General features: G+C 43.7%; 9 protein-coding genes. 1 reads left to right on the forward strand and 8 read right to left on the reverse strand.

Translation table 11 applies throughout. The annotated features are described in order from the left end of the window. Positions 1-44: 44 nt before the first annotated feature. The 5 genes from NSS67_RS26515 to NSS67_RS26535 all read right to left on the reverse strand — a co-directional run bounded on the left by NSS67_RS26515 (position 45) and on the right by NSS67_RS26535 (position 6,057). The gene (locus tag NSS67_RS26515) at positions 45-932 is read right to left on the reverse strand and encodes an ROK family protein (protein ID WP_339316725.1); all 888 of its coding nucleotides are present in this window, start codon (positions 930-932) and stop codon (positions 45-47) included. Between the two features lie 21 nt (positions 933-953). After that, positions 954-2,435: a glycoside hydrolase family 32 protein gene (locus NSS67_RS26520; protein ID WP_339316726.1), complete on the reverse strand. Its 1,482-nt coding sequence runs from the start codon at positions 2,433-2,435 to the stop codon at positions 954-956. 136 nt (positions 2,436-2,571) lie between these two features. Next, a complete protein-coding gene (locus NSS67_RS26525) occupies positions 2,572-4,182 on the reverse strand; it encodes an ABC transporter substrate-binding protein (protein WP_339316727.1) in 1,611 nt (536 codons plus the stop codon). A 61-nt stretch (positions 4,183-4,243) separates the two neighbouring features. Further along, positions 4,244-5,125 (reverse strand): carbohydrate ABC transporter permease, encoded by an 882-nt coding sequence (locus NSS67_RS26530; RefSeq protein ID WP_339316728.1) that lies wholly within the window; start codon positions 5,123-5,125, stop codon positions 4,244-4,246. Positions 5,126-5,142: 17 nt separating this feature from the next. Further along, a complete protein-coding gene (locus tag NSS67_RS26535) occupies positions 5,143-6,057 on the reverse strand; it encodes an ABC transporter permease subunit (protein ID WP_339320712.1) in 915 nt (304 codons plus the stop codon). A gap of 471 nt (positions 6,058-6,528) precedes the next feature. On the opposite strand from NSS67_RS26535, the gene NSS67_RS26540 reads away from it, so the two are divergent. Next, positions 6,529-7,566: a LacI family DNA-binding transcriptional regulator gene (locus tag NSS67_RS26540; protein WP_339316729.1), complete on the forward strand. Its 1,038-nt coding sequence runs from the start codon at positions 6,529-6,531 to the stop codon at positions 7,564-7,566. Positions 7,567-7,685: 119 nt separating this feature from the next. Here the strand turns inward: NSS67_RS26540 and NSS67_RS26545 are convergent, their stop codons facing one another. The 3 genes from NSS67_RS26545 to NSS67_RS26555 all read right to left on the reverse strand — a co-directional run bounded on the left by NSS67_RS26545 (position 7,686) and on the right by NSS67_RS26555 (position 13,088). After that, on the reverse strand, positions 7,686-11,135 hold the full coding sequence (locus tag NSS67_RS26545; protein WP_339320713.1) for a DUF5695 domain-containing protein: 3,450 nt from the start codon (positions 11,133-11,135) through the stop codon (positions 7,686-7,688). 163 nt (positions 11,136-11,298) lie between these two features. Then, positions 11,299-12,168, reverse strand: coding sequence for a carbohydrate ABC transporter permease (locus NSS67_RS26550; RefSeq protein ID WP_339316730.1), 870 nt, complete (start codon positions 12,166-12,168; stop codon positions 11,299-11,301). Then, positions 12,165-13,088: a sugar ABC transporter permease gene (locus tag NSS67_RS26555; RefSeq protein ID WP_339316731.1), complete on the reverse strand. Its 924-nt coding sequence runs from the start codon at positions 13,086-13,088 to the stop codon at positions 12,165-12,167. Before NSS67_RS26555 ends, NSS67_RS26550 begins: the two co-directional genes overlap by 4 nt. Positions 13,089-13,161 lie beyond the last annotated feature (73 nt).

Genomic DNA, 13,161 nt, shown 5'->3' on the forward strand with positions numbered 1-13,161 from the left:
GCCAATTCATTACTGCACTGGCCCCCTCCTACATTCTTTAATAATTAAGCAGAAATCTGATTTTCCCATGCTGTGAGTCCGAGAGCCAGAGCACCACATAATCCCGCCTGCTGGCCTAGTCCTGGTGGAACGATATAATCATCTATGTGTTCCAAAATGGTATTTGAGCTAACATAACCGTTCAGGTTCTGAAGTACAGCCTGCCGAATAAGTGGAAACAATTGTGCCTGCTGCATAACACCACCACCCAGAATGATTTTCTGAGGAGAGTTAAGCAATATAGCACCTGTTATCGACTGTGCAATATAAAATGCTTCCATTTCCCATGCCATGTGATCTATAGGAAGCTCATGTCCCTTCTTCCCCCACCTTGCTTCGATAGCAGGACCTGCCGCCATCCCTTCTAGGCAATCCTTATGATAGGGACATCCCCCTGGGAATACATCGTCAGGATGGCGTCTTGTAAGAACATGACCGCCTTCAGGATGCACAAGACCATGAATGAGTTTGCCTTCTGAATACACTCCCACACCAACACCCGTGCCAACTGTATAGTACAAACAGCTGGATAACCCTTGGGCAGCGCCCCATTTGGCTTCACCAAATGCCGCTGCATTGACGTCCGTGTCCCATCCAAAAGGAACCGAAAAGTTTCGTTTCAAAGTGCCCAGTATATCGTAATTTCCCCAACCTCGTTTTGGAGTTGTTGTAACGTAACCATACGTCGGGCTATCTGAACTTATATCGATTGGACCAAATGATCCAATTCCGATCGCTTCTACTTGTTTGCCTTGAAAATATTGAATAACTTTGGGCAACGTCAGCTCAGGATGTTCTGTTGGGAAACTAATCTGATCTTCAATGATTCCATCTTCATTCCCGATGCCACATATAAACTTTGTCCCACCAGCTTCAATCGCTCCTATACGCATATACAAGACTCCTCTCGATAACTAATTCTTGTCTTGCTCAGCAGAGAGAGTAAGCTCATAGATATCCAGGGAAATCAGCAAGTCATTCTCATTGTCTGCAAACACAACAATACCTTTAGATTCTAGTTCAGGGAATATAAGATCCGTAATCACCGCCTGACCTCCATTACTGAACACCTCAACTGAGGAGCGGTCCACATATATACGGAGATCATTTGTCTCACCAAGTGCTTCCAGTTTGGCTGAATGAGATCCTGAGAAATGTTCGTGGAAATCATGCTGACCTGAAGCCTTCCTATCGACATAAAGTTCCTCTGTCTCACCGTTGATACCGATCACTGTTTGACTATCCGCACCTACTCTTACTTTGAAGCCTACAGATTTCCCTTGAGTGAACTCAGCTATAATCTCATAGGATTCCAAGTGAATCTCCTTAAGAAGAGTATTGATTTCTTGCACCGTTGCCTCTCTCATAGAAAGGACTTGTACACGAGCAGATTCCATCTCTTTCACCGGCTTCTGCACAAGAAAGATCTCCCCTTGTCTTGATTCGAGTTGAAGCTCCCTTGCAATCGTCATCGCACCACGGAATTCTTCTGTTGGCGTCTCGTTAGCATACATCCAATTGCTCATCCAGCCGATAAATAGTCGTCTTCCATCTTCAGCCGGTATATCGGACCAGCTTACACCTGCATAATTATCTCTTCCATAATCAATCCAACGAACTTCTAGCGAATCTTTATCTGGCGTGAACACTTCTCCATCAAAGTCACCTGTAAAATACTGAGTTCTTGACCCTTCCACAAAAGCGGGATCCGCACCGATGCTCACTAGCATCACCCATTTCGTGTTCGAAGGATCGCCATCAATGACCAGCGGGAACAAGTCTGGGCATTCCCATACCCCGTCATGAGAACCGATTCCTTCTCCGAATTCGCTGGCAAATGTCCAGTTAATCAGATCAGGAGAATGATATAGACATACCGTTTGACCACAAGCGATAATCATCACCCATTTGTTAGTCTCTTTATTCCAAAACACTTTAGGGTCACGGAAATCAACGAATGTATCATGTTCAAGTACTGGATTGCCCGCATATCTCGTCCAAGTTCTTCCATTATCTTTACTGTAAGCCAAGCTTTGACGCTGAATGGCCGGCTTGCCTTCTGGCATTTCAAAATGGTGTGTAAAGATCGCTACTAGACCTGGTTTATCTTCAAAAAATCCAGTCGTATTATTCCTGTCGACTACGGCACTGCCCGAAAAAATCATTCCTAGTTCATCTGGAGCGAGCGCGATAGGTAACTCCTCCCAGGTAACAAGATCCTTGCTAACCGCATGGCCCCAGTGCATAGGTCCCCACGTCATTCCGCTCGGATGGTGCTGAAAGAACAAATGATACTCACCCTCAAAATAAACCATTCCGTTTGGATCGTTCATCCACTTTTCCTTAGGTGAAAAATGATACACTCCTCGGTAATTTTGTTTCGCAATCGTAGACATTATCGTTTTCTCCCTTACTCCTGTAATAAGATCTTAGTTCTAAGATCATCTCTCTTTTTTATAGATGAAGGTCGTGTATAGCAGTGTAACTGCATGGAACACGGCCTTCATCGCACATTATTAATTTAATCGTTTGCTATTTGCTTGCTCTGTCATAGCCGCCTTGTTTAATTTCAAGCCATTCTTGCAAGCCCAAGCGGTCCAATTCTTTCAGGTATTCATCCCACTGCGCTTCGACTTTACCGTTTTGGTACCATTCAGTACGCATTCTAAGCACGTAGGCAAAAAGATCAGTTTCAATTGTCGTTAGGCGATCCAGCTCTTGAATGGAATGGAATACACTCGGCATTACATTTTCTGCCTTCATATTTGGTGCCATGATGTTCTTAATAATATCCATTCTGCCTTTGGCATCATCCGGCATGGTTGTGTATTTCCCATAATAGGAATCAAGGATAGCTAATGGTCCACCGACACTTGTTTTCTCACGGAGCTCTACAGGAGCTGCACCCTCCAGTGGCAAATGTTTCAGCATTCCTTTTTCTTTATCCAATTCGAAGATATTTTGCTGTTTATCGTCTCCATACGTTCCCCAGTTGTTCTGTACAGATTGAATCGGGTCGAAAAGTTGATCAACCCATTTCGCTGTTGTTTCTAAGTTTTTATTGGCGCTTGTGACAACCATCTTACCTCTTCCCAAACCAAGCGAATTCGTTCTTGTTACGTTAACTTCACCATCTGGTCCAGCAAGTGGAGGCATAACATCGTAAGTATCATTAGCTCCGGAGATGTTGGCTTTATCCCACGAGAAGTAAAGTCCGTATCTCTGATCCTTCCCTTTTGCAAGGTAAGTACTCCAGTCCTGTGTATAGGCTTCAATATCAATGAGTCCTTCTTTATACAGCTCGTTAATAAAAGAAACTGCTTCTTTGTAGTCTTCTTGTGCCGCTGTAAATATCACCTTCCCATCATTACTCACAACCGCATGGTCAGGGTTCTCTCCCAAACCGAACGAACCAAAAAGGAATGCCAGATCTTCTGCTCCCGGCTTGTTAATAAAGGACAATGGAATTTCGTCAGCCTGGCCGTTGCCATTTGGATCTTTTGTCTTGAATGCAATTAATACTTCTTTTAATTCTTCCGTTGTTTTAGGCATGTCTAGGCCCAGCTTCTTAAGCCATTCCACATTGATCCAAGGCATACTATCTACTGCCTGGATTCTTTCTTTACCATTACCCAGCTCTTCAATCCATGGAAAGGCATAAATATTGCCGTCTGGTGCCGTAATCATACTCTTATATTCTGGTGCTTCTTCCAGTACCTTTTTGAAGTTGGGCATATTGTTCTCGATGAGATCATTCAGCGGAATAATGGCACCGTCTTTAGCAAGTTTGAGCAGCTCATAGTCGCTATAGTCCGCATTAAAAATTGCATCAGGAAGATCACCACTTGCCACAGCCAAGTTTCTTTTTTCAACAAATACGTCTTTCGTGAAATTCTTCCAATTAATATGAACATTCGTCTTTTCTTCAAGACGCCTATTAATCAGTTTTTCATTTGGATCAGCTGGTGCAAGTGGAGAGCTTTGCGTAATAAAGTTCAAAGTTACTTTACCGCTGGCGTCCTGTTCTTTACTAGCTGCGCTTCCTCCTCCTCCTCCACCGCATGCAGTAAGGAACATAAACGAAGCAAGTACAGATGCAGAAGCTACTTTCGTCGAAACTCTTGATTTTTTAATTCTTTTCATAGGGTATGACCTCCAAATTAGATATGAATGAATTAATCTTTATCTATGTGCAGCCTGTTTCCTACTTAAGGGAACCGACCATAACACCTTTTTCAAAGTACTTTTGGAAGAACGGATACATAACAATGAGTGGCAAGCTGGAAACAACGATGGCAGCGTACTTGATGATTTCAGACAATCGTTTCATTTCCGCCATGGCGAGCTGATCGCTGATCATGCCCGGATCTACCTGATTCTGGATCAAGATGGAACGCAGCACGAGCTGCAGTGGATGAAGATTCGGATTATCTAAATAAATCATAGCGTCAAAGTAGGCATTCCACTGGCCAACAAAAGCATAAAGAGCAAGCACGAAAACAATCGGTTTGGAGAGCGGTAATACGACACTGAAGAAGATTCGCATCTCCGAGGCTCCGTCTACATTTGCGGCTTCCTTCATTTCATTCGGTACTCCTTTGAAGAATGTCCTAGAGAGAATGATATTCCATACATTGACTGCCCCTGGAATGATCACCGCCCAGATTGTATCCAGCAGGCCAAGGTTCTTAACGAGCAGATATGTAGGTATAAGTCCACCCCCAAAGAACATGGTGATAATAAACAGAGTCATGAAGAATCCTTTTCCTTTGAGCCTCTCATCAGACAGTGCGTACCCTGCACAGATAGAGACAAGAACAGTAATGATGGCAAATGAAACGGAGTACAAGACAGAGTTTCCAAAACCTCGGATCATGGCCGGATTAGAAAGAATTTTTACATACCCTTCTAAAGACCAGTCCGATAGGTTGAATGATAATCCTTTACTTAGCAGCACGGATGGATCCATAAAAGACGCGATCACCACATAAATCAAGGGAAGGATGATGATAAGTACGGCCAGCGTCAGGAAGATCGCATTCAGCACGACGATAAAGCGGTCTAATCCAGAATGTTTAATGGGCATAGCTTGTTGCTCCTTTCTTAGTAAAGACCGTCACCCTCATTCAGTTTCTTCACGGTGAAGTTAACTGTGACGAGCAAGACGATGTTGATGATAGAGTTAAACAATCCTACTGCGGCTGAATAGGCATAATCGCCCGACTGTAAACCAATTTTGTAAACGTAAGTCGGAATGATTTCTGAGGTTGGCAAGTTCATTGCCGTTTGCATGAGGTAGGCTTTCTCGAAGCCAATTGACATAATCCCACCGGCTGCAAGGATAAATACGATGGCCATAATTGGACGAATAGTTGGCAGATCGATATGGCGTATTCTTTGCAGAAGATTAGCACCATCTAGATTGGCTGCATTATGTAACTCAGGATCGACATTAGCAAGCGCTGCTACATAAATAATGGATGCCCAGCCGGCTCCGGTCCAAATATCGGATAAAATGTAGATCGAGCGGAAGTACTCAGGACGAGACATGAACATGATTGGTTCGCCTGTAAGCCAGGTAAAAAACTGGTTAATCGGTCCCGTTGGGGACAAGAAGATAAACAACATCCCGACCACGACGACAACAGAAATAAAGTTAGGTGCATACAAGAACAATTGAATGTTCTTTTTGACGCCTGCACGGCGAATTTGATTCAACATCAAGGCAAGCAGGATTGGGATTGGAAAACTCAAAATCAATCCAAAAAAACTTAATTTAAGCGTATTCATAAAGATTACTTCGAAGTTGGGGGATGAAAGGAATTTCTCGAAGTTGTACAAGCCTACCCATTCACTCCCCATAATACCTTTGATTGGGCTGAAATCTTTAAAGGCGATAATCGCACCATACATAGGACCGTATTTAAAAATAAGGGTCAGAATCACAGCTGGTGCGAGCAAAATATAAAGAAAGTAGTGCTTCTTTAGATAATCCATTAAGGAACTCTTATGTCTCATCACCGTTATTCCGTGTTCGGCTTCTATTGGGTTATGCAATGCCTTTACCTCCGTTCTTATCAATGTTTACATCTTGATGCAGTAAGGGCTTTCAATCCCGCTTTTGTCCTGCTGCTTTTACAATTTACCAAACACTTAATCGTTCGTCAATACATTTTGTAAAAATATTTATGTGCATATGACAAAATATTTTGTTCATAAATAGCGATTATAATTTTACATAATTACAAATACAGCCAATTTAAATAGAATTATATAGTTTAATCTCATCATATTCTCTCAAAAATGAAAACAAAACTATTTTTTTGCACACAAATAACTTAATTAAATGTAAACTAAATTGTGCATTTGTAAAAATCATGTTGCTATTTTAAGCAAACTAATATACATTAAAGAGAGTTAAAATAATGGCAAATAGTACACTATTTGTGGCGAATATTAAGAACATGAATATAGAGGTGAATTACATAGATGGCCAGGGAAAAAGTAACCATACAAGACATCGCAGATGCTTTAGGAATCTCCAGAAATACAGCTTCCAAAGCCTTAAATGGAACGAACGGTATACCTGATGAAACCAGAAACAAAGTTATAAAGAAAGCAATAGAGTTAAAATATAAACAATTTGCTTTTATGGACACCGAGAGTGTTCAATCAAGAAACTCTGGAAACATCGCTTTATTAACAGAAAATTTACCTAACACTTCCCACTTTGGATCAAAACTGATCAGTGGCATGGAAAAACGAATCAGTGCGGAAGGATATAATTTATCCATGCACATTATAAGAGACATAGATCAGGAGTCCCTGTCTCTTCCAAATAATTTTGATGTCTCCAATGTAGACGGAATTATTTGTATTGAGCTGTTCAATTCGGAATATAGTAAGCTGATTACAAGTCTAGGCATTCCAACTATTTTCATCGACTGCTCTGCAGATGTCTGTTACCCTGAATTTCAAGCAGATGTACTACTGATGGAGAACGAGCACAGTACCTATCAACTTACAAAAAAGTTAATTGATGGCGGTTACAAATCACTGGGGTTCATCGGGGACTATAATCACTGTAGGAGCTTTAATGAAAGATGGGTAGGTTTTAATCGTGCACTGATAGAATCCGGGATTCAGCTTGATCTCTCTCAATGCATTCTCGATGACGATCGACTATTTTTCTCAAGTCCAGAGTGGGCAGATGCTCGACTGAGTCAAATAAATGAGCTTCCTTCTGCTTTCGTTTGTGCTAACGATTATATTGCGGTTACCTTTATGAAGTCACTCAAAAATGTGCTTTCCATTCCTAACGACATCGTCATTTGTGGTTTTGATAACGGCCCTGAATCAAGTATTGTAGAACCCCACCTCACTACGGTTCATATTTATAGCAATGAGATGGGTGTCAAAGCAGCCGAAATGCTGCTTTCCCGAATTAATGATCCGAAGCAGCCCTATCAGGTTTCTCATATTTATACCAAACTCATCATAAGAGACTCCACACCTAATATCAGTTGATGAATTCATAATTTAGAGATACAATCCAACCCATGAAAATGAAGCAAAGCAACTCACGTAAAAAATCCCGATGATCACACTGATCACCGGGATTTTCTATTTACTTATTAAACTAGACTTCAAAGATCGCTCTGCTGAACCTCATTCGGCAAGGAAGGAGTCTCATCTACCTGCTCATTCTCCTGCTCATCCTCAGGGGTTCCAGCAAGATCATCAGACAGCGGTAAATCTGTTACTCCCTCAGAAAGGGACTGAATTGTCGCTCCCCCATACAAAGAAGTGACTTCGGCGGCGCTAAGCGTGCGACTGTAAATCATAAAATCATCCACGGCGCCGTTCAGATAAGGATCGTTATACTGTGACTTTCCGATATAATTCTGTGTAGTAGCGCCGAGACTGGAGGGCTTTAGCGTCATGTTGGTATTGATTGCAACCTGCACACCATCAATATACAGACGTCCCGTCGTTCCAGACAACGTTACCACGACATGCTTCCATTGCCCTACGGTCAATGGACTGCTCGCCGTCAGTTGCTGCTCCGTGCCGTTGCCTCCAGTAGTGATGGCAAACCGCGCACCCCCTCCCCCGCCGGACTGGGGAGCCAGGAACATGTATGTTCCGGTCCCTGAGCCAAAATCAAAGATTCTGGCCCAGTCGCTGTTCGTGGTAACGCGAACCCAAGTCGAAATTGTAAAATCGTTCAAAGAGCTAACGACTCCCGCAGGCAAGGTTGCAAAAGCATCGCTGCCGTTTAAACCTAGCGCGTTGCCTGCTCCCGATCGGCCCGCACTCCAGCTTGTCGTTCCACTAAGCGTCGCATGGTTGCCAGCGCTAGAGGAATCTGTGACAGTCGTCCCCGTCGTTTGATTCATGTTGTAGTTGACGATAACGCTCGATACAGGAACAGCAGTTCCCGGCTGGATGGACACGGTATAGGTAGCCGCTGTGCCGATATTCAGAGAAGCAATTGCTGTTTGGCCGTTCACAGCTGTAAAGCTGCCAGAGGCTATATTGTTGACCATTACGTTGTAGGTTCCCGGAACCAGACCGGTAAAGTTCACCTTAGTAACATGCGCGGTCCCCGGAGACGCGTTACTGAGCGTGAAGCTGACGCCGTTCTTCGCTTTGGCAACCGTGGCCTGGGTGTAGCGGTCGCGCTCAAGGGTCATTCCCCATTTTTCTGTAATGAGGTTCAGCCGCTGGAATACGCCGTCTTTCGGAACGACAGTATAATTTCCGCCGCTCTCGGTAACTTCGCAGCCATAGCCGTAAAGTCCGAAAATCGGGTCAACCGACACATCGGAGCTAAGCAGCTTGATCGCGCCGAACAGTCCCAAATCCGCTTCCCCAGACATTCCCCGCCAACCGTTGAACAGCGGTCCTCCGTCTAGACCCAGTGCACCATTGTTACCTTTCATGGCCTGATAGGTCCAAGATACGGCTCCGATATTCGCTGCATCGGAGCTCATTTGACCGGAATTAATTGCGCTGAGATTGGCCAGTTTAGCCGCATAGCTTAGCCGTTGCTCCACTTCCGGTGTTGCCGAGTTGTTGCGTACCCAATCATCCATTGCCGTTCCGGCCAGAGAAACTGTGTACTGGAATTGCCACCAAGGCTCACCGTTGATCGTCACTGGATCGGTGTAGTAATACCAGACTGGCATTTTTCCACGTACAGCGCGGGTTTTTGTGTTAATTTTACTCTTAATCGTATTATTGTTGTTCATCTTCGCCAGCATATAGACGGCTTCCTCGCCGGTATTGTCATAGTTGTATTCGGAGCCGTACGGATAGGTCGTGGCAGCGAAATTGTTGTATTTCGTATTCATTTTGGCAATAATGTCGTTTGCCTGAGTGTTGAATCCTTCAGTTTGCAAAGCTTTGATAATATCTGGTGTAGTCAATTCACCCATCAGGCCAGTATTCCAATTATAGGCAACAGGTCCATCGTATAGCGCTTTCATAATGTTGTAAGCCCGTAGCAGATAGGTGTTACTTGATTCTGCATAGCTGATCAGACTCGGATATAGCTTAGATATTTTATACATACTGAAATAGGTATTGTAAATATGCGGATAGGCGTAGCCGCGATAAGTAGGTGTCGTATTCGGAGCGGCCATAAGGAAATCCGGAATCAGATAGTCGGTATGATGATCGGCCATCAGATTGTCCCATATCGCTGTCTTTAAATATTGATCGAGTGCGGTAATTTCGGAAGTGACAGGGTTTTGGACATTTTTCTCAGTAAGGAATTGCGCATGTGTGTATCCCCAATCATCGCCCCAACCCCAGTATCCGGCAAAATTGTTCCGCTTCGCTTTGGTCTGCATCATCCAATCGTCGAAGACCTTGTCTCGAATATCTCCCGGCACATTCCACTGCTGGTTGTTTACCATAAAGGTCGCATGTCGCTGGAGCGCCGTTCCCACCGGTTCAATGGCATAGAACTGCAGAGTTGTTGTTTCCCCATTTCCATAGTTGACGGTGATGTTATTTGGACCGAGATGATTCATTTGCAGCGAGTACAGCTTATGGTCGCCAGCGGTTGTGCCGAGCGAAGCTAATGTTGTTTCGGAAGGATATTGCGCAGTCACGGAGGTGATAGTCTTGGACGTCCGGAGGTCGAACTTGGCGATCTGGTCGGTCGGAACAATCATCCCCGGAACGACAGTCGTGTCAATTAATCCCTCGGAATAGAGCCGATCTTTAGTGGCTTGTTCGCTAGCGGTTTTAAAGAATTTAAATGAATAGGTCTTGCTGGCTCCTGGTGCCAGAGTCAAGCTGGTATTGGTCAGATATCCTCGACCTGTGCTTTTGATAACATTGGAGTGGATATAATAAACCGAAAGACCTTCTATCCATCCACCCTGATCGCCAGCCCATTTACTACCGGAATGATCCTGAATCCGCCAGTTATCCATATACTCGAATCCAGCCCCGGTAGTGCTGTCGGGAACCAGCAGGAGAGATGGGCCAATTCCACTCGGCCGCTGTGCAGTGACATAGGAGCTGTTGTTGCCGATGAAGGATTGAGTCACTACCCGCGACTCGTAGATCTGCTCATTTCCGCCTCCGGTCCAGAATTCATTGAAAGGAAGCGGAAGTCCAAAATCTCCGATTTCCAGCGTCTGGGTACTTGTGTTAGTCACTTGGATCTGCCAGAGTAAGTAATCGTTTACAAGAGAATAGCTTTCATTGACGCGGAAATTGCGGATTCCCTCGGCATTGGCCGAATTCTGATAGACGATGTTAACTGCATTCCCCGACTGGCTCTGGGTGCGGGCATCCCCCGACTGGCTGGTCCATGCTTTGGTCCAGGCGCCATTATTCAGCCGGTAGGTAAACATCAGCTCGCCAAGCCACTGATGGTCCGCCGTATTCTGGTTTGGTGCGTTGGTTGCGTTCATCACGTAATTTGTCGGAAAATTATCTCCGGTCAGCTTCAGGCTGGTAATGTCGCCATTCGAGCCTGTACTTATTTGAAAATTACTGTTGGATAAATCGTAGGCATAGGCAGGCTGTGCGAACCATAAAGCACTGAGCGCCGCGGCAATGATAACCGCACTCATTGATACCTTCTTCACACTTAAATACTGAATTTTTCTCAGCACACCATAACCTCCTTATAGTTACAATACAGATCGCCCGATTATCCTCCTTCCCCAATAATCAGAATCTAGTACATCACTATCAGAGCGCCATTCCCACACTAATTACCAAACCATATTTCAATTAATTCTTAAGTCCTGTCAAAGTAATTCCTTCTACGAAATATTTCTGTCCAATGAGATAAAAAATGACGCCCGGCGCAAAGGACATACACGTAGCCGCCATCGTCAGTGACCAGTCCTGCTTCAATTGACCTCTAAAGTTGGTTAGTCCCAAGGCTATCGTATACTTTTCACTCGAGTTGATGTAGATCATCTGTTGAAGTAGATCGTTCCATAATCCAATGAAGATAAACAATGCGACGACAATCATTGCGGATTTAATCGCTGGCATAATAATGCTGAATAAAATACGGTAATATCCAGCACCATCGATCGTTGCTGCTTGATCAAGCTCTCTCGGAATAGACATGATAAACTGCCTGATCAAAAAGATATTAAAAGCGCCACCACCACAGAAATAAGGCAAAATCAATGGTAGATAGCTGTCATGGATTCCTAAGCCCCTCGACCACCCAATATATAGCGGAATAAGTGTAACCATGGCAGGTAGAAGCATCGAACCTACGCAGAGAGCCCAAATCAATTTTTTGCCCCAAAAACGCAGTCTTGCAAAGGCATAACCGCATAAGGTGGCTGTAAAGGTTCCTGCTAAACAAGCGGGTACAATAATAATCATAGTGTTCCATAAATACTTCCAAAATTTAAAGATCTCCAGCGTTTCTCCATAGTTTGAAAACAACCAATTTCCTGGCAGCAGTGAAGGCGGATATTTGTATATCTCGGCATTCGACATAAGCGACGTACGAAATATCCACCAGATTGGAAAGAGCACGAGTAAAGAAAAGAAAATGACAACGACAAACGAGATAAAGTTCATCCACTGATTATTACGTTTCTTGCTCTTTAGTCTTCCGTATGTGGCTACACTCATTTGTCGTCGCCTCCTTCATTAAAGATCCATAGATTGGAAGTCTTGAATAATATACCTGTAAAGCCTGCAAGAATAACAAAAATTACTGCTGTAGTCGCACAAGCATAACCCAACTTATAATTCACAAAGGCTTGATCATACATCAGATAAGTTAGGAATCGTGAAGAGTTACCTGGACCGCCATTCGTTAAAGAAAGAGCTGGCGTAACGATTTGGATATTGGCTATCAAGCTCATCAACAAATTGTAAAAGATAATGGGCGACATACATGGTAAGGTGATGTGTAAGAATCGTTTCCATCCGTTCGCACCATCCATTTCAGCCGCTTCATGATAGACGACCGGAACATTTTGCAGCCCAGCTAAGAAAATTACAATTAAATTACCTGACAGCCAGACCGAAATCAAAGAAAGAGAAGGAATAACATAGCTAGAATCAGCAATAAAGGATACCTTGTTCAAACCAATTTCAGAGAGTAGAAAGTTGAAAAAGCCAAAATTAGCTTCGTATAACCAAGACCAGCCTACATATATTGCAGCTGCCGGCAAAACATACGGTACATAGAATACAGCTCTAAAAAACCCTCTTGCCGGAATTTTTCGATTCAAAAGCATTGCGATAAAAAGTGAATAAATCATACCTCCAACTACCGCTAATACTGCAAAATAGAGCGTCGCTAGAATAGAGTCTTTAATGTAAGGATCGGTGGTAAATAGATTAATATAATTCTGCACACCAATGAAATTCGGGTTTTTTAACCCCGTCCAATCCGTCAAGCTGATCCCGAGCACCCCAATAAGAGGTAAATACGTCAGAAAGATCAGCCCAATGAAGGCTGGGATCAATAATATATATGCAGCTCGTGCTTCGCTTGAATGAATACGAGAACGACGTTTCGGAGACTTATTAATCGTTTCCATCTCTATCTCCCCACCTTGATGTTAAAATATGGCCGCCGCGTGAGTCAGCTTAGCAGCGGCCATTCTTCCAATC

Origin of the sequence: Paenibacillus sp. FSL R10-2734 (genome assembly GCF_037963865.1) — a bacterium.
Lineage (GTDB): Bacteria > Bacillota > Bacilli > Paenibacillales > Paenibacillaceae > Paenibacillus_AQ.